The sequence below is a fragment of the Ferrovibrio sp. MS7 genome, from assembly GCF_038404985.1.
GTDB classification, from domain to species: Bacteria; Pseudomonadota; Alphaproteobacteria; order Ferrovibrionales; family Ferrovibrionaceae; genus Ferrovibrio; species Ferrovibrio plantarum.
In genome coordinates this window covers 873,629-889,816 of sequence record NZ_JBBKBA010000001.1, presented here as the reverse complement: position 1 = coordinate 889,816, position 16,188 = coordinate 873,629, and the positions used below count along the sequence as shown (strand labels likewise).

General features: G+C 65.2%; 19 protein-coding genes. 7 read left to right on the top strand and 12 right to left on the bottom strand.

Annotation, left to right across the window (positions count from 1 at the left end; translation table 11 throughout):
• Position 1: 1 nt before the first annotated feature.
• From V6B08_RS04225 to V6B08_RS04205, 5 genes are all read left to right on the top strand, one after another.
• Positions 2-763, top strand: coding sequence for an ABC transporter ATP-binding protein (locus V6B08_RS04225; protein WP_341978431.1), 762 nt, complete (start codon positions 2-4; stop codon positions 761-763).
• Between the two features lies 1 nt (position 764).
• Positions 765-1,472: an ABC transporter ATP-binding protein gene (locus V6B08_RS04220; RefSeq protein ID WP_341978429.1), complete on the top strand. Its 708-nt coding sequence runs from the start codon at positions 765-767 to the stop codon at positions 1,470-1,472.
• A 65-nt stretch (positions 1,473-1,537) separates the two neighbouring features.
• A complete protein-coding gene (locus V6B08_RS04215) occupies positions 1,538-2,596 on the top strand; it encodes an SPFH domain-containing protein (RefSeq protein WP_341978427.1) in 1,059 nt (352 codons plus the stop codon).
• A gap of 19 nt (positions 2,597-2,615) precedes the next feature.
• Positions 2,616-3,065 (top strand): NfeD family protein, encoded by a 450-nt coding sequence (locus V6B08_RS04210; RefSeq protein ID WP_341978425.1) that lies wholly within the window; start codon positions 2,616-2,618, stop codon positions 3,063-3,065.
• 67 nt (positions 3,066-3,132) lie between these two features.
• Positions 3,133-4,302, top strand: a complete 1,170-nt coding sequence (locus V6B08_RS04205; RefSeq protein ID WP_341978423.1) for a hypothetical protein — start codon at positions 3,133-3,135, stop codon at positions 4,300-4,302.
• Between the two features lie 3 nt (positions 4,303-4,305).
• On the opposite strand, the gene sugE is transcribed toward V6B08_RS04205, so the two are convergent.
• From sugE to V6B08_RS04180, 5 genes are all read right to left on the bottom strand, one after another.
• Positions 4,306-4,626, bottom strand: coding sequence for a quaternary ammonium compound efflux SMR transporter SugE (gene sugE, locus V6B08_RS04200; RefSeq protein WP_341978421.1), 321 nt, complete (start codon positions 4,624-4,626; stop codon positions 4,306-4,308).
• Between the two features lie 135 nt (positions 4,627-4,761).
• Positions 4,762-5,775 carry a PAS domain-containing protein gene (locus V6B08_RS04195; protein ID WP_341978419.1) on the bottom strand — a complete coding sequence of 338 codons (1,014 nt, stop codon included), beginning with the start codon at positions 5,773-5,775 and terminating at the stop codon, positions 4,762-4,764.
• Entirely contained in the window at positions 5,772-6,794 is a 1,023-nt protein-coding gene (locus V6B08_RS04190; protein WP_341978417.1) for a PAS domain-containing protein, read from the bottom strand. Before V6B08_RS04190 ends, V6B08_RS04195 begins: the two co-directional genes overlap by 4 nt.
• A gap of 228 nt (positions 6,795-7,022) precedes the next feature.
• Complete coding sequence (gene ahpD, locus V6B08_RS04185) at positions 7,023-7,583, bottom strand: alkylhydroperoxidase, AhpD family (protein WP_341978415.1); 561 nt, start codon at positions 7,581-7,583, stop codon at positions 7,023-7,025.
• A gap of 76 nt (positions 7,584-7,659) precedes the next feature.
• Positions 7,660-8,202 (bottom strand): peroxiredoxin, encoded by a 543-nt coding sequence (locus tag V6B08_RS04180; RefSeq protein WP_341978413.1) that lies wholly within the window; start codon positions 8,200-8,202, stop codon positions 7,660-7,662.
• 170 nt (positions 8,203-8,372) lie between these two features.
• Between V6B08_RS04180 and V6B08_RS04175 the strand changes: the two genes are divergently transcribed.
• Together V6B08_RS04175 and V6B08_RS04170 are read left to right on the top strand one after the other, a co-directional pair.
• Positions 8,373-9,326, top strand: a complete 954-nt coding sequence (locus V6B08_RS04175; protein WP_341978412.1) for a hydrogen peroxide-inducible genes activator — start codon at positions 8,373-8,375, stop codon at positions 9,324-9,326.
• On the top strand, positions 9,323-9,841 hold the full coding sequence (locus V6B08_RS04170) for a GNAT family N-acetyltransferase (RefSeq protein ID WP_341978410.1): 519 nt from the start codon (positions 9,323-9,325) through the stop codon (positions 9,839-9,841). The genes V6B08_RS04175 and V6B08_RS04170 overlap by 4 nt, the downstream gene beginning before the upstream one ends.
• A gap of 249 nt (positions 9,842-10,090) precedes the next feature.
• Here the strand turns inward: V6B08_RS04170 and V6B08_RS04165 are convergent, their stop codons facing one another.
• The 7 genes from V6B08_RS04165 to V6B08_RS04135 form a co-directional block, all read right to left on the bottom strand.
• Entirely contained in the window at positions 10,091-10,921 is an 831-nt protein-coding gene (locus V6B08_RS04165) for an MlaA family lipoprotein (protein WP_341978408.1), read from the bottom strand.
• A 196-nt stretch (positions 10,922-11,117) separates the two neighbouring features.
• On the bottom strand, positions 11,118-11,342 hold the full coding sequence (locus V6B08_RS04160) for a DNA gyrase inhibitor YacG (RefSeq protein WP_341978406.1): 225 nt from the start codon (positions 11,340-11,342) through the stop codon (positions 11,118-11,120).
• A 1-nt stretch (position 11,343) separates the two neighbouring features.
• Positions 11,344-12,903, bottom strand: coding sequence for a ribonuclease E/G (locus V6B08_RS04155; protein ID WP_341978404.1), 1,560 nt, complete (start codon positions 12,901-12,903; stop codon positions 11,344-11,346).
• Between the two features lie 22 nt (positions 12,904-12,925).
• Complete coding sequence (locus tag V6B08_RS04150) at positions 12,926-13,537, bottom strand: Maf family protein (protein ID WP_341978402.1); 612 nt, start codon at positions 13,535-13,537, stop codon at positions 12,926-12,928.
• Positions 13,538-13,543: 6 nt separating this feature from the next.
• Complete coding sequence (infA, locus tag V6B08_RS04145; protein WP_341978400.1) at positions 13,544-13,762, bottom strand: translation initiation factor IF-1; 219 nt, start codon at positions 13,760-13,762, stop codon at positions 13,544-13,546.
• Between the two features lie 349 nt (positions 13,763-14,111).
• Positions 14,112-15,338 (bottom strand): GAF domain-containing sensor histidine kinase, encoded by a 1,227-nt coding sequence (locus V6B08_RS04140; protein WP_341978398.1) that lies wholly within the window; start codon positions 15,336-15,338, stop codon positions 14,112-14,114.
• A gap of 123 nt (positions 15,339-15,461) precedes the next feature.
• A complete protein-coding gene (locus V6B08_RS04135) occupies positions 15,462-16,172 on the bottom strand; it encodes an SIMPL domain-containing protein (RefSeq protein ID WP_341978396.1) in 711 nt (236 codons plus the stop codon).
• Positions 16,173-16,188: the final 16 nt, after the last annotated feature.

Here is a 16,188-nt window from a genome sequence, read left to right as displayed (position 1 = left end):
CATGACCGCCATCGCCCTCTCCCTGCAGGACCTGCACAAGAGCTTCGGCGCCACGCCGATCATCCGCGGCGTGTCGCTGGATATCAAGGCCGGCGAACGCCATGCCATCATCGGCCCGAACGGCGCCGGCAAATCGACGCTGTTTCACCTCATCTCCGGCCGCCTGTCGCTCACCGCCGGGCGCATCGCGCTGAAAGGCGAGGATATCACCGGGCGGAAGCCGTTCGAGATCAACCGCCGGGGCTTGAGCCGCAGCTTTCAAGTCACGAATATCTTTCCCCGGCTAACCGTGTTCGAGAATGTGCGCTGCGGTGTGCTGTGGTCGTTGGGCTACAAATATTCCTTCTGGCACAATGTGCGCAAACTGAACGACGCCAACGAGCTGGCGCAATCGGTGCTGGAACGCATCGGCCTCGCCGCCCGGCGCGACATCCCGGCCGGCGTGCTGACCTATGCCGAGCAGCGGGCGTTGGAAATCGGCATCACCATCGCCGGCGGTGCCGACGTGATCATGCTGGACGAACCCACCGCAGGCATGAGTCGTTCGGAAACCGATCATGCCGTGGCGCTGATCAAGAAGATTTCCGAAGGTCGCACCCTAATCATGGTAGAGCATGACATGGGCGTGGTGTTCGATCTGGCCGACCGCATCTCCGTGCTGGTCTACGGCCAGATCATTGCCAGCGACGCGCCGGCGGCGATCCGCAACAACAAGGCGGTGCGTGAAGCCTATCTGGGTCAAGCGATGGAAGCGGAGCATTGAGATGACCGGCAATCTGCTCGAAGTCCGCGACCTCAACGCCTATTACGGCAAGAGCCATATCCTGCATGGCGTCAGCTTCGATGTGCGCGAGGGCGAGATCGTCTCGCTGCTGGGCCGCAATGGCGTCGGCCGCTCCACCACGATCAAGGCGATCATGGGCGATGTGCCGCCCATCGGCTCGATCCGCTTCAAGGGCCAGGAGATCGTCGGCCGGAAGCCGCATGAAATTGCCCATCTGGGCTTGGGCTACGTGCCCGAGAACCGCGACATCTTCCCCGGCCTCACGGTGCGCGAGAACCTGTATCTCGGCCAGAAGCATGCCAGCAAAAGCGGTCGCTGGAGCATCCAGGATATGTACGACATCTTTCCGCGTCTGGCCGAACGCGCGGAGGCGCCGGGCGGTGTGCTGTCGGGCGGCGAGCAGCAGATGCTGACCATGTGCCGCACCCTGATGGGCGATCCCGACCTGATCATGGTGGACGAGCCGACCGAGGGCCTGTCGCCGATGATGGTGGAGCATGTCGGCAAACTGCTGGTGCGCATCGCCGAGCGCGGCGTCAGTATCCTGCTGGTGGAGCAGAAACTGACCATCGCGCTGAAAATCTCGCAGCGGCTTTACGTGATGGGCCACGGCCATATGGTGTTCGAAGGCAGTCCGGCGCAATTGCAGGCCGATGCCGCGATCCGCAAGGAATGGCTGGAAGTCTAGCCGGGCTTGTAAAAGCTGCCAGTAATGCCAATCTGTGGGAGAAGTTCCACCGCAAGGGCACTCCCATGGAAATCTCCCCCGGTCTGATCATAGCCGTTCTGTTTCTGCTGGTGGTCGGCGTCACCATCTTCGCTGGCGTAAAGACCGTGCCACAGGGCCAGCAATGGACCGTGGAGCGGCTGGGGAAGTATATCCGCACGCTCACCCCCGGCTTGTCGGTGATCATCCCCTATGTCGACCGCATCGGGCACAAGCTGTCGCTGATGGAAACCGTGCTCGACATCCCGAGCCAGGAAGTGATCACGCGCGACAACGCCACCGTCACCGCCGATGGCGTGGTGTTCTTCCAGGTGCTGGACCCGGTGAAGGCGGCTTACGAAGTGCAGGACCTGCTCTTCGCGCTGTCCAGCCTGGCGATGACCAATGTGCGTTCGGTGATCGGCGCCATGGACCTGGATGAAGTGCTATCGCAGCGCGACCAGATCAACCGCCGCCTGCTGTCGGTGGTGGATCAGGCGACCCTGGCCTGGGGCATCAAGGCCACCCGCATCGAGCTGCGCAACATCCAGCCGCCGCAGAACCTGCTCGATTCCATGGCCAAGCAGATGACCGCCGAGCGCGAGAAGCGTGCCGAAATCCTCACCGCCGAAGGCGCCAAGCAGGCCAGTATCCTGCGCGCCGAGGGCGCCAAGCAGGCCGCCGTGCTGGAAGCCGAGGGCCGCATGGAAGCCGCCAAGCGCGACGCCGAGGCGCGCGAGCGGCTGGCGGAAGCGGAAGCCAAGGCGACGCAGATGGTGAGTCAGGCCATCGCCGACGGCAACGTGGCGGCGATCAACTACTTCGTGGCGCAGAAATATGTCGAGGCTTTCGCCAAGTTCGCCGAAAGCCCGAACCAGAAGCTGGTCTTCATGCCGATGGAAGCCAGCGGCGTGATCGCTTCGCTCGGCGGCATTGCCGATCTGGCCCGCCATGCGCTGGGGCCGGATACGAGCGGCAATGATGGCGCCGGCCGCCAGGCGAAACCGCGCAGCATGCCGGCCCGTGCCACCGGGCCGAAGCCGGCCGAGACCACTGCACCTGTGCCACCAGCCCGCCCCTGGGGTGCGCCGCTGGATGACGTTTAACACGGCGGAATAGCCAACTATGACCCTGCCCTTCCATCCCGAACCCTGGCATTGGCTGGCGCTTGGCGCGGTGCTGGCGGCGCTTGAGGTCATCATGCCCGGTGCGGTGCTGATCTGGTTCGGCGCCGCTGCCTTCTCGCTTGGCCTGCTGCTCTGGCTGCTGCCCGATCTCAGTGCCGGTACGCAGCTTGGGGTTTTCGCGCTGCTGGCGCTGGGCTGGCTCGGGCTTGGCCTGTGGCTGCGCCGCCGCGCCGGTCCGGAGCCTGAGCCTAGCGTGAACCAGGGCGCGGCGCGGCTGATCGGCCAGCGCGGCAGGCTGGAAACCGCGCTGGAGAATGGCCGGGGCGAGATGCGGCTGGGCGATACCGTGTGGCCGGTCAGCGGTCCCGATCTGCCGGCCGGCAGCATCGTCACCGTCACCGGCGCAGATGGCGCCCTGCTGCTGGTCAGCCCGGCAGCGCCAGACTAGACGCATTGGCTTGCACTTCGCGCGGAGGTGGGCAATTCTGCCGCAGAAATCACCACCTCTGGTAAATATGCGCCCGCTTCTCCTGCTGCTGCCCCTGCTGCTCGCCGCCTGCGCCGGCGGCCAGGCCGACAATGACCGCCGCATTTACGACGCCGCTTTCGCCGATCTGCGTGCCGGGCGCTATCCGCTTGCCGCCGCGCGTTTCGAGGAACTCGCTCTGGCGCGGCCGAACAGCGATCTCGGCGCCGCTGCGAGCATGAACCGCTGCATGGCACTGAGTCAGTTGCGGCCCGCAGAGCGCGGCATCACCGCCTGCTCCGAGGCGATGGCCCATGGCAAGGCGGCGCCGCAGACCGAATATGCCCGCGCTATCCAGGCCGCCGCCCATTGGCAGATCACCTATCTCTACATTCATGCCGAACGGCCGCTCGAGGCCTTGACCACGGCCTATGCCAGCCGCGATGCCTTTGGCAATGATGGCAATGCCAGCCTGCGCGCGCTCTCGGCCAATGCCGAACTGCTTGGCGCCTCGATCCTGTTGCAGCGCGACGATGTTACCGGCGCGCTGGCCTGGATGGACCGCATTGAGGCGCATGACTGGGTTGCCTATGGCAATCTCTATGTACGCGACGCCCATGACAAGCTGCTGGTCGGCCTGCCGCAACTGCGCCTGCTTGCCTTGCGCCAGAAGGCCGATCTGCACGGTGCTGTGGCGGCGGTGGATCGCTACCGTGCGCGGCTGCTGCGCGAAGGCGGTGTGCTGCATCGCGATGTCGCCACCATGCTACTGCTGCCGATGATGTCGGCGAAGCTTTATCTGCGCGATGGCGCCGGGGCGCGTGCCGCCAGCGACCTGTTCATGGCTGAACTGGAGCAGAACCATATCGACGGCAGCCCAGCCAGCAAAAATTTCACGGTGCGGCCCTTCGCACTGAGCAGCCTGCGTATCGCCAACGACTGGCTGCCGCATATCGTCTATGACTTCCTGCCCGCCGCGACGCGCGGCAGGCTGGAAGCTGGCAATCTCGGCCGGGCCTATTTCGAGGGCGCACTTTCGGCGATGCAGGATGGCCGCAGCCAGATCGGCGCCGAGCGCTTTGACCGTATCGCGGAAGCCTTGCGCGGCGAAAATGGCCGCGAATTTGCCGCGCTGGCCGAGCGGCTGCAACGCATCAAGCTGGCATTCCTGCCACGCGAAGCACCGCAGCCCACGGCCTTCCTGCTGCCGAACGGCTGAGGCTCAGGCCGGGCTGAGGATCTTGAGCCCGGCAATGCCGGCGACGATCAGGGCGATGCAGCCAAGCCGCAGCAGGTCGGCGCTTTCGCCAAACAGCCAGATGCCGAGCAAGGCGGTGCCGACGGTCCCGACACCGGTCCACACCGCATAGGCGGTGCCAAGCGGCAGGGTTTTCAGCGCCAGGCCAAGCAGCGCCAGACTGACGATCATGGCGCTGACGGTGAGCAGACTGGGGATCAGGCGGGAGAAGCCTTCGGTATATTTCAAGCCGACCGCCCAGCCGATCTCGGCCAGGCCAGCCAGCAGCAGAATCAACCATGCCATGGGATAGCTCCGGAATAGCGGATACCTGGAGTGGACGGTATCCGGGGGATGACGGGGCCGTCCCCATCGCGATGAAAGCGAAGCGGCCGGGCCGTCCCGGCGCTGCTGTTTATTTAGGGCTGCAAGGCGGCCGCTTCAAGTCGGCATATCGCCGGTAGGCACCTGGCAGACCAGCAGCATGTCATACGCCTCGCCCTGGCTGGCCAATGGCAGGCCGACGCCCTCGATGCGCAGCGAAAAGCCGCTTTGCGTGTAGCCATCGCCGCGATACCAGGCCGGGCGGCCGAGCCGCAGCGCCTCGAGGCCGAGCCAGCTTATGCTGGCACCGAAATCCGCATCGGGATGTTCATCGAGATAACGGCCGGTGAGATCGAAGCCGCGCTGTTCGGTGAGCTGCGTGCCGACCAGGCGATAGCGCAGCCGTGCGGCGCTGGCATCACGCTCCACCAGCAGCACGCGGCCGAGCCAGGGCAACAGCCGTTCGGGTGGAAAATCCTCGCGCCGTGGCCGCCGCTTCGCCGCGATATCGAACCACAGATCATAGAATGCGCGAAGCTGATCCGATTGCAGCCAGGGCCGCAGCAAGGCCGGCTCTGCGATGTTGCAGCGCATCGGCAAGGGCGATTCGGACACGCGATGATCATACTGGCCAACCAGGATGACATCGGGATGGCAGCCATCATCGGCCAGCGGCAGCGACAGCGCCTCGATGCTGTAGTCGAGATTGTCCGCCTGGCGGAAGCGGCCGATACCGAGCGCCGGCAGCCGCGTGGCGCAGACCTGCTGCATCTGCCGCGCCGCCAGGCCGGCGAAATGCGGATTGGGATGTTCCTCGATGAAGCGGCCGCTCAGATCGAAATCGCGCGCGAAGGTGAAATGGCTGCCATAGAGGCGATAGCGGAAACGCGGCACGGCATTTTCTTGCGGCACCACGTCGAACATCACCACATGGCCGAGGCTGGCGCGAAAATCCTCCGGCGCGAAATCGGCGCGGCTCGGCAATTGGCCAGCGCGGTTGCGCAGCATGTTCTGCCAGTGGATCAGCATCTGGCGCAGTTCCGGCTGGCGCAGCAGCGGCGACAACAGCTCCGGGCCATCGACAAGCTGGCATTGCCAGAGGTCACGCAAGGCTTCCGCGGCGACACTCATCGCAATATCTGGGCGGCCAGCACCATATCCACCGTCTCGCCATCGCTGGATAACGGCAGGATCAGGCCTTCGAAGCGGCTGCCGAGCCTGGCTTCGCTGCTATCGATCAGGTCGACCCAGAGCGGCCGGCCATAGATCGCCACCGGCGCATAGCCCTGCTGCGCCATGGCGCCGAGACTGGGATCGGGATGCTGATCGAGAAACCGGTTCGACAAATCATAGCCACGGAAGCGCGCCACGTTGGAGCCGAACAGGCGGTAACGGAAGCGGGGCGGAGCGTTTTCCTGCGGCACCACATCGAGCAGAAACAGGTTGCCGAGCAGATACCGCAATTTCTCGGGCTGCACATCGGCACGGCTGGGATAACGCCGCGTGCCGCGCCAGATCCGCCAATCGGCAAGCAGGCGCAGCAATCCGGCATGGCGCAGGCGCAGGCCAAGCAATTCCGGTTCGGCGTAAACGATTTCGAGCGCGGCGCGGCTGCGTTCAAGCTCGAGACTGAGCGGCTGGTTGAACTGGCCGGCCAGCAGGCGGTTGACCGTGACGCCATCATCCGAGAGCGGCAGCACGATCATTTCCGCCAGCAGCATCACGCCATGCTGATCCGCCATGCTCCAGCGTCCGAGCAGGGGCTGGCGGCGGCGCAATACCTCGCTGAAGGCAGGGTATGCCCGCGTGGCAGCATTGGGATCGGGATGTTCCGCCAGTGTCTTGCCGGTGAGATCGAAGCCGCGCGCGAAGGAGAAATTCGAGCCGAAGACGCGGTAGCGGAATTCCGGGCCGCCTTCGGGCCTGTTCTCCACATCCAGCATGACGAGATTGCCGAGCACATAGCGCAGACGCTCGGGCGGGAAGGCATTGCGGCCGGGCAGCCGGCCATCCTTGCCGGCGCTCTGCCAGTCTTGCAGCAATTGCACCAGCGGTGCGTTGAGCAGATGCGGCTTCAGATCATCTGGTTCGCCACACAGGCCCAGATCGAAACCAGGATGCGCCAGCAGGCTGATGGGCGGCGTGTACATAGGTGCATTGACGCCAATCACTCTGGCGCGGTCAAGCGGTGAGGCGCTGCCGCGTTGGTTGAATTGACTGCTTCGATTGAATTGGAGCCTGGCCTGAAATAGCAAAAGAAGGGCCGCCGGACAGGATGGGGATCATGTCCGGCGGCCCTGGGCAACCCTGCCGGCAACCAGGAGCCGGTGGGTTGCTGGGGGTTCGTCTGTTTCGCGCCGCCTTACTCGGCGGCCAAGTTACTCGGCGGCTTGGGCCTGCACCGCGTCAACCGCCGCGGCCTCGCCTTCCAGCGTCACGGCAACAGCATGCACGGTGGCGGCGATGCGCACGGCGGCCTGGATCTTCTCGGCTTCGAGGCCGCCCTTGGTCAGCTCATGCTCATGCGCTTCCACGCACATGCCGCAGCCATTGATGGCGGAGACGGCGAGCGACCAGATTTCGAAATCCAGCTTCTCGACGCCTGGCTTGCCAATCACGTTCATGCGCAGCTTGGCCGGCATGGTCTTGTAGGCCGACTGATCGCCCATCATGTGCACGAAGCGATAGTAGATGTTGTTCATGCTCATGATCGCGGCGGCGGCCTTGGCGGCCTGCAGCGCCTCTGGGCTGAGCTGGGGGCCGAATTCGGCGAGCACGGCCTGGATCACGCTCGGCTCGCGCGCCGCCAGCGCGGTGGCGACGAAGGTGCCGGCGCGCTGCTGCTGTGTCAGGCCCTGCTCGGCGGCGAGCGAGGACAGGTTCAGCTTCAGGTCCTTGGCGTATTCGGGCAGGCGGTTCTTCAGCACTTCGATCGACATGGGAAATCCTCCGGGGAGAGAGAGCCCCGCCGCGCCTGACCTTCAGGATCGGCACGGCGGGGTATTGCTTCGCTGCTTAGGCAGCCGGCTTCAGCACGTCCTCGCCCTTCTGCCAGTTGCAGGGGCAGAGTTCGTCGGTCTGCAGCGCGTCGAGCACGCGCAGCACTTCCGCCGGGTTGCGGCCGACCGAGAGGTCGTTCACGGACACGAAGCGGATCACGCCTTCCGGGTCGACGATGAAGGTGGCGCGCAGCGCGACGCCTTCATTCTTGTCGAGGATGCCGAGCGCCTGGCTCAGCTCGCGCTTGATGTCGGCCAGCATCGGGAACGGCAGCGCCTTCAGGTCGGCATGGTTCTGGCGCCACGCCAGGTGCACGAACTCAGAGTCGGTCGAGACGCCATAGACCACCGTGTCACGGTCGTTGAAATCGCTGTTCAGCTTGCCGAAGGCAGCGATTTCGGTCGGGCAGACGAAGGTGAAGTCCTTCGGCCAGAAGAACACGACCTTCCACTTGCCCTTGTCGGTGGCGTTGGAGATGTCGGTGAAGGCATTCTTGATGTCGGTGGACACCACAGCCTTGAGGTTGAAGCTCGGGAAGGCATCGCCAATGGTCAGCATTTTACTCTCCTGATTTATGGCCCCACCTGGTTGGCTGGGGCTCGTTTCGATCCGGGGCTGGGGCAGCGTCGCCGCTGCCTTGACGGGGAAGCTACAGAAAGCTATCTAATCGATCAAATGGATTAAAATTGTCACACTAATCGATTTTCCCGATGATAAATCTGCCCAGCATGAAACAGCTCCGCTATCTGGTAACCCTTTCCGAAACCAAGCATTTCGGAAAGGCAGCGGAGGCCTGCTTTGTCACCCAACCGACGCTTTCGGCCGGAATCCAGGAACTTGAAACACAGCTTGATGCCGCCCTGGTTGACCGCACCCGGCGCAAGGTGGTGCTCACCCCCTTGGGCCAGGTGATGGCGGCCAAGGCGCGGGAAGTGCTCGCCCAGGCCGAGGAAATTGTGCTGCTGGCCCGCGCCGTGTCGGAGCCGCTGGCCGGACCGCTCAATCTCGGCGTCATCCCGACGGTGAGCCCCTTCCTGCTGCCGCGCGTGCTGCGCAGCCTGCGCCGCCGCTTCCCCAAGCTGAAACTGTTCCTGCGCGAGGACCTCACCGCGCGGCTGGTGCAGCAGCTCGAAGCCGGGCGGTTGGACCTGCTGCTGCTGGCCTTGCCGATAGAGGCCCGCGCGGTGGAAACCATGCCGCTGTTCAGCGACCATTTCCGCTTCGCCTGCCGCAACGATCACCCGCTGGCGGAATCCAACGGCGTGCCGCTGCCGGCGCTGCAGAACGAATCGCTGCTGCTGCTGGAAGATGGCCATTGCCTGCGCGATCATGCGCTGGATGCCTGCCAGTTGCCGCGCCCGGCCCGCCGGGAAAGCGTCGGCGCCACCAGCCTGCATACCCTGGTGCAGATGGTGGATAACGGCCTTGGCGTCACGCTGCTGCCCGACCTGGCGCTGCAGGCCGGCATCCTGCGCGGCACCGATGTGGTGGCGCGGCCGGTGATGACGCCGGATCATGCCGAGCCGCCGGCGCGCCAGATCGGCCTGGTCTGGCGCCGCGGCACGCAACGCGCTAAGGAATTCCGCCTGTTCGGCGAGGCCTTGCTGGCCGCCTTGCCGAAGGCAAAGCCGGCATTGGAAAAGCCTGCCGAAGAAAAAGTCGCCGAAGGGAGAGTCGTATGAGTGAGAGTATCGTTCGCACCGCCACCGCCAAGGATGCTGCCACCATCGTGCGGCTGGTGCAGGCGCTGGCGGCGTATGAAAAGGAACCGCCGAGCAGCGTGAAGATCACCGAGGCCGACGTGTTGCGCGACGGCTTTTCCGAACCGCGCCGTTTCGAGGCGCTGATCGCCGAACTCAAGGGCGAAGCGGTCGGCTTCGCGCTGTTCTTCCACAATTACTCGACCTGGGAAGGCCGCGCCGGCATCTATATCGAGGATCTGTTCGTGCTGCAGACGGCACGCGGCCACGGCATCGGCCGGCAATTGATCACCGCCATCGCGGCGATTGCGAAGCAGCGCGATTGCCCACGCGTCGACCTGAATGTGCTGGACTGGAATCCGACGCGGGATTTCTATCACCGCCTAGACATCAAGCACATGAAGGACGAGCGCCAGTCCTGGCTGCCCTACCGCATGACGCGCCCCGCCATCGCCGCGCTCGCCGCCGATGCCAGCGAAGACTGGCTCAAGCTGTAAGCTGGTTCCGTCATTCCCTTTGTCACTCCCGCGTAAGCGGGAGTCCCATTTTTACCAATGAAATGGGACCCTCGCTTCCGCGAGGGTGACAAAGGAACAAACACATATCGTCATGCCCGCACTTGATGCGGGCATCTCATGCCGAGTTGCCTGAGACCCCCAGGTCAAGCCCGGGGGTGACGACGCGTTGGACAACAAAAAAGGCGCCGCGATGGGCGCCTTTTTCATTTCTGTGCGAGAACCTGCGGCTTACTTCGCCGCCGGCTTGGTCTCGATGTCGTCGCTCGGCTTGGCGGCCATGCTGACGCTCGGTGCGGTCGGCTTCTGCGTCACCGGACGGTTCTTGATTTCGTCGGCGCGGCGCTGGCGGTAGATGGTGCGCAGGCTGGCGTAGAAATCCAGCGAAGTGCGCTCCAGCGCATCCAGCGTGCCGCCGACTTCATCGCGGGTATCGAGCACGGTGAGGCCGAGGCGGCCATAGATGAAGCCATCGGCATCGATGTTGCGGGCATACCAGTTGAACGGATCGGCGAAGGAATCGACGCCCATGCCAACCAGGTCACGCGGGTTCGAGGGGCCGAGCACCGGCAGCATCAGGAACGGGCCTTCGCCGACGCCCCAGACGGCGAGCGTCTGGCCGGCATCTTCGGTATGGCCCGGCAGGCCGAACCACTTGGCGGCGGGATCCCAGATGCCGAGCAGGCCGATGGTGGAATTGATCGCGAAGCGCGAGGCGGTGTCGCCAGCGCGGTTGCTTTCGCCCTGCAGCAGGTCATGCGCGAAAACGATCGGCGCCTTGAGATTCAGCAGCGCGTTATGCACGCCATCGCGGATCGGCGGCGGCACCAGCTGATAGGCCAGCAACGCCGGCTTGAGCAGGAAATGGTCGACGACCTTGTTGAACTCGAGGATGGCGCGATTCACCGGCTCGAGCGGATCATTGATCGCATCGGCTTCAGCGGTGGAACCACCCGTGGCGGGCGCGGAACCGCCCGAGGCACAGCCGGCCAACAGGCCAAGCGAGCAAACGGAAACCAGGGCAAACTTCTTCCACCCATCGAACTTCGGGGCTGCGAGCATGGCGTCTTACGACCTCTTACTGCTTTATAGCCCTAGACTTATCAGGCATTTGCCGAGCCAGGGCAAGACTATTCCGGGCCAGCTTGGGCGCCGCCGCCCTTTCCCGTCGCGAAGAACCGCTTTTTGCTGCTGGTGGTGCAAAAAAGCAACAGTAGCGGCTAGGTTTTTCAATAAGTTAAAGGCAGCCTGCGGAGCATCAATGCAGCAGCGGACGGCGCCCGGCAGACTGCCCTGAAGCCTCTGCCTGCCCATCCTCGGCAGCATCCGAGTCGTCCTGCTCGACCGCCGGTATGGCATACTGGCCGCTGAGCCAGCGATGCAGGTCGACATCCTTGCAGCGCGGGGAACAGAACGGGGCAAGCTTCGCCGCTTCCGGTCCTTCAACAGTCTTGCCGCAGATCGGGCAGGTGCGGGCCGTCACTTCAATTCACCCGGTCGATGCTGAAAACCTCGCGCCGCCGCCCGGCCTCGGGCCGCACCTCGACATGGGCGCCGAGCCGGCGTTCCAACTGGCCGAGCAGGTCCGGCCCGAACAAGGCCGCCACATCCGGCGCGCAGGCGATGGCGAAGCGGGAACCGCGCGGGCTCATGGCGGCTTCCGCCATGGCGCGGCGGATCAGTTCCGCCTGCACGGCGGGCAATGAGGGGATATGGCCGTCGCTGTCGCAGGTCGGGCAGGCCTCGAACAGCCTGGTGCCGAGCGGCTCGCCGATACGCTTGCGCGTCATCTCCACCAGGCCGAGCGCCGACATGCCGAGCACCTTCACCGCCGCCGGATCGCGGCTCAAGGCCTTGCGCAGCGCATTCACCGCCTGGGCGCGGTAGGCCGAAGAATCCATGTGCAGGAAGTCGATCACGATGATCCCGCCGATGCCGCGCAGCCGCAATTGGCGCGCGATTTCCTCCGCCGCATCGAGATTGATGCGCAACGCCAATTCCTCGAAATCATTGCCGCGCCGCGCACCGCGCGCGATATCGACATCGATGGCGGTAAGCGCGTCGGTTTCGCCGAACAGCAGCGCGCCGCCCGAAGGCAGCGCGACACGGCGCGACAGCGCGGCATCAATATCGCTCTCGATGTCGAAGAGTTCGAACAGCGCGCCTGGCTCGTCATAACGTTCCAGCTTGCCGACCAGTTCCGGCGCATGTTCGAACAGCCAGGCGCGTGCCTCGGCGAAACCGCGCGCATCGTTGACACGGATGGTATCCAGCTTGGCGCCGACATGGTTGCGCAGCGCGCGGCCCACCGGCCCCATCTCACGCCACAATTCCGCCGGCGCGGTGGCCTTGGCGCGGCGTTCCTCAATCGCGATCCAGCGCGCGCGAAGTCGCTGCAGATCGGCGCCGAGCGCTTCCTGATCGGCTTTTTCGGCGGCCATTTCCACCAGCGCGCCCATTGGCGGGCGGCGGTCCTCGCCACGGCGGTCCGGCACCGGCGATGCCGACTTGCCGACGCGGCGCTCGCCGAGCTTGCGGCGCAATTTCAGGCTGACCTGCGCCGGCGTCTGATCGGCCAGGCCCAGCATGCTTTGCAGCAAGGCAGCCAGCCGCATGCGCTCGGCATCCTCCAGGATGCGCTTGGACACGCGGATGCGGGAATCATAGGGGGTGAGCGACAGGAAGCGGCCCGGCAGGCTGGGGCGCGCGGTGAGCTTGACGCCCTTCTCGCCCACCGGATCGCGGATCACCTGCACCAGGATGGCATCGCCTTCCGCCAGGCGCTGTTCGATTGGCCGGCTGTTGTCGCCAAACAAATCCGGCGCCAGGTCGCTGGCATTGAGGAAACCGTCGCGCGCCAGGCCGATATCGACATAGGCCGCCTGCAAACCCGGCTCGATCAGCCGCACGCGGCCAAGGAAAATAGCGCCGAGCGCGGAATCGCGGTCGGGCCGTTCCAGGTCGAGATGCACCAGCCGGTCATCCTCGACCAGCGCGACGCGGGTTTCGGTGAGGCCGACGTCGATCAGCAATTCGTTCGCCATGCCCCACCTATATAGCGTGAGATTATGCTGTAGGCCACAAGGGATAGCCGAAACCGCCGAGCAGAGCAGCGGTCTCGTGCAGCGGCAGGCCAACCACGTTGGAATAGCCGCCCTGCAATTGGGCGACGAACAGGTCGGCACGGCCCTGGATGGCATAGCCGCCGGCCTTGCCCAGGCCCTCGCCACTCAGCATATAGCCGGCGATCTCGGCATCCGAGAGGCGCTTGAAGGAGACGGCGGTTTCCACCACGCGCTCGGCACGGCGCGTAACACCCTGGGCGCCATTTTGCAGCAGGCAGAGCCCGGTATAGACGCGGTGGCGGCGGCCCGAGAGCAGCCGCAGGCAGGCTTCCACTTCCTCGGGCGTCTCGGCCTTGGGCAGGATGCGGCGGCCAAGGCCGACCACGGTATCGGCGGCCAGGATCAGGCAGTCTTGCGGGACGCTGGCGGGCAACGCGGTAGCGGTTGCCGCCGCCTTGGCGCGGCAGAGCCGGCGGGCAAGCTGGCGCGGGATTTCGCGGGGGAGCGGGGTCTCGTCGAGGTCGGCGGGCAGCACATGGGCTGGAACCACGCCGATCTGGGCCAGAAGCGAAAGCCGCCGGGGCGACGCCGAAGCGAGCACGAGCGGCGGCATCGGGACTTACTTGAAGCGGAAGGTGATGCGGCCCTTGCTCAGGTCATAGGGGGTCATTTCCACCATGACCTTGTCGCCGGCCAGCACGCGGATGCGGTTCTTGCGCATCTTGCCCGACACTTGGGCGAGCAACTCGTGGTCATTCTCAAGCTTCACGCGGAACATCGCGTTGGGCAACAATTCCAACACGACGCCGGGGAATTCCAGCAATGCTTCCTTGGACATCAGCCCTCTTTTCGATCCGAACAATTGCGCGCCAGAACCCGAAATCGGGCCCGAAATCGGGCGGGAGTAGCCCGGGCCGGCGCAAGCGGCGCCGAACATGCGTCCAAACCCCAGGAAAATCAAGCCGGCAGCGCGACGCTTTGTCGCCAAGCGGGACCCTCCGGGCAGGTCGATGCAGCCCGGTAAGTCACTGAATCCGCTGTTATTTGCTCATCATGGTGGCAAGGCCGCCGTGCCAGCCAGGCCCCAAGGCCAGGTCTGGCGGCAAGTTCGTTCGGGAAAGTGACCGGGCCGGGGCCAGCGAAAACCAAGGCTGCCGCCAGCGGCAGGGGGCATCAGCCGGGCAGCATCACGCCAGCGGCAGGCTGACCGTGACGGTGGTGCCCTTTCCGAGTTCGGACTCGATTTCGAGGCTGCCGCCATGCAGCGTGATGAGCTGGCGCGTGATGGCGAGGCCGAGGCCGCTGCCCTCGGCGCGACGTGCCATGACGGGGCCGGACTGGAAGAAAGGCTCGCCCAGCCGGCGCAGATCCTCTGGCGCGATGCCGGCGCCGGTATCGGCGATGATCAGGCGCAGCTTGCCGCCCCGGACTTCGCCGGTGATCGAAACCTGGCCGCCGGGAGGCGTGAATTTCACCGCATTGCCGATCAGGTTGAGCAAGATCTGGCGGATCGCCGAGCGGTCGGCGGAAATCGTCGGCAGGACGCCGACGGCTCCGGCATCAAGTTTCAAAGCGACATTACCGGCATCGCCCTGCACCCGCACCAGGCCGGTGACCACGGCGACTTCCTCGCCTACCGCCATGGATTCGCGCTGCAGCGTGAACTTGCCGGATTCAATGCGGGTGAGATCGAGGATGGCGTTGATCACTTCCAGCAGGTGGCGGCCACCTTCCACGATCATGCCGGCATAATGCTTGTAGCGCGGCGAGCCGAGCGGGCCGAAAGGCTCGGCTTCCATCAATTCGCCGAAACCGATAACCGCGTTGAGCGGCGTGCGCAATTCATGGCTCATGAAGGCGAGAAAATTGGTCTTGGCGCGATTGGCGTATTCCGCCTCGGCCTGGGCCCGTTCGGCCTCGATCAGCGCGCGATGCAGTTGCATGGCATCCTGCGCCATGCCGGCGAGATCGCTGAGCAGGGCGCGCTGGTCCTCGCTGAGCTGCCGCGGCTTGCGGTCGATCACGCAAAGCGTGCCGAGCGCATGGCCCGCTTCATCAAGCAGCGGCGCACCGGCATAGAAACGGATGCCAGGATCGCCGGTGACCAGCGGATTGTTGATGAAACGCGTATCCTGCAGGGCATCCGACACTTCAAGCATCGCGCCATCGGCAACAGCATGGGTGCAGAAGGAAATGTCACGCGGCGTTTCCGGCAGGTCGATACCTTGCCCGGCCTTGAACCATTGCCGCTCGGCATCGATCAGCGACACCAGCGCGATCGGCATGTCGAGCAGCCGCGCCGCCAGCGCCACAATACGGTCGAAGCGCGGATCGGCGGGGGTATCAAGAATGCCATAGCGGTGCAGCGCCGCCAGGCGGTCGGCCTCGTTGGGCGGAAACGGGGCTGCTGTCACGGGCGCCTCGGATTGCTGCATACCGCTGATTATAGCGGCATAAGCCAACAACCCAAGACACGCCCTGGCTGCATCACACGATTGCTACAACCAAAGCTCCTGAAGCCTGGCATCGCCCTCTATTTACTGAAGGCGGGCGTCGCCCTCTATGGTGAGGCTGACGGTCTGGCTGCCCGGCTCGGCAACCGGTGCCGCCATTGCCTTGGCAGACATCGCCATGGCCATCATGCGCGGCTGCGGCTGCTGCAGCCCGCCGCCGATCCGCACCTGCTGCCAGCCGGCGAAGGCCTGGCCCAGAGCGGCAGCGCCGAGTTCGGCGCGGGCCTTCAGCCGCGCGATGGCCTCGCGGGTCAGGTCATCCTCCAGGCTGCGGCGCAGCTCACGCGACACCTCGAAGCTCAGGCCCTGCAGCAGCAGGCCGTCCTGTTGCAGCGTGCCGGCGGCTTCGAGCAGCTTCGCCGAATCCTTCGAGGTGATGCTGAATTGCGCGCTGGCACGCCAGCGCGGCGGGCCGGTGAGTTGGCCATTGGGGCCGCGTGGTGCGTCTTCCCAGGTGGTGTAACCGCCGGTGGCGACCTGCAGCCCGGCGGCCTTGGCCTTGGCCACGGCCTTTTCCAGCGCGGCATTGACCTGCGCCTGGGCCTTGGCGGCGGTGTCGCCGCTGGCTTCGGCAGCCAGCCGGGCACGCAGCAGGTCCGGCGTCACTTCGCGCTCGGCGGTCTCCGACAGGCTCAGCGTTGTGCCGCGCGGCTCGGCCGGCTGGCTGACAACAGGCTGGGCATTGGCCGGGTGGGCCAGCAGGAAAAGGGCAAGGGCAAGGGCTTCAAGACGCATCGGGCGACTCCGTGGG

Bases quoted from the DNA above. Each gene is read 5' to 3' on its own strand.
- V6B08_RS04225 (WP_341978431.1), top strand. From the start codon at position 2: ATGACCGCCATCGCCCTCTCCCTGCAGGACCTGCACAAGAGCTTCGGC.
- V6B08_RS04220 (WP_341978429.1), top strand. From the start codon at position 765: ATGACCGGCAATCTGCTCGAAGTCCGCGACCTCAACGCCTATTACGGC.
- V6B08_RS04215 (WP_341978427.1), top strand. From the start codon at position 1,538: ATGGAAATCTCCCCCGGTCTGATCATAGCCGTTCTGTTTCTGCTGGTG.
- V6B08_RS04210 (WP_341978425.1), top strand. From the start codon at position 2,616: ATGACCCTGCCCTTCCATCCCGAACCCTGGCATTGGCTGGCGCTTGGC.
- V6B08_RS04205 (WP_341978423.1), top strand. From the start codon at position 3,133: ATGCGCCCGCTTCTCCTGCTGCTGCCCCTGCTGCTCGCCGCCTGCGCC.
- sugE (WP_341978421.1), bottom strand. From the start codon at position 4,626: ATGGCATGGTTGATTCTGCTGCTGGCTGGCCTGGCCGAGATCGGCTGG.
- V6B08_RS04195 (WP_341978419.1), bottom strand. From the start codon at position 5,775: ATGAGTGTCGCCGCGGAAGCCTTGCGTGACCTCTGGCAATGCCAGCTT.
- V6B08_RS04190 (WP_341978417.1), bottom strand. From the start codon at position 6,794: ATGTACACGCCGCCCATCAGCCTGCTGGCGCATCCTGGTTTCGATCTG.
- ahpD (WP_341978415.1), bottom strand. From the start codon at position 7,583: ATGTCGATCGAAGTGCTGAAGAACCGCCTGCCCGAATACGCCAAGGAC.
- V6B08_RS04180 (WP_341978413.1), bottom strand. From the start codon at position 8,202: ATGCTGACCATTGGCGATGCCTTCCCGAGCTTCAACCTCAAGGCTGTG.
- V6B08_RS04175 (WP_341978412.1), top strand. From the start codon at position 8,373: ATGAAACAGCTCCGCTATCTGGTAACCCTTTCCGAAACCAAGCATTTC.
- V6B08_RS04170 (WP_341978410.1), top strand. From the start codon at position 9,323: ATGAGTGAGAGTATCGTTCGCACCGCCACCGCCAAGGATGCTGCCACC.
- V6B08_RS04165 (WP_341978408.1), bottom strand. From the start codon at position 10,921: ATGCTCGCAGCCCCGAAGTTCGATGGGTGGAAGAAGTTTGCCCTGGTT.
- V6B08_RS04155 (WP_341978404.1), bottom strand. From the start codon at position 12,903: ATGGCGAACGAATTGCTGATCGACGTCGGCCTCACCGAAACCCGCGTC.
- V6B08_RS04150 (WP_341978402.1), bottom strand. From the start codon at position 13,537: ATGCCGCCGCTCGTGCTCGCTTCGGCGTCGCCCCGGCGGCTTTCGCTT.
- infA (WP_341978400.1), bottom strand. From the start codon at position 13,762: ATGTCCAAGGAAGCATTGCTGGAATTCCCCGGCGTCGTGTTGGAATTG.
- V6B08_RS04135 (WP_341978396.1), bottom strand. From the start codon at position 16,172: ATGCGTCTTGAAGCCCTTGCCCTTGCCCTTTTCCTGCTGGCCCACCCG.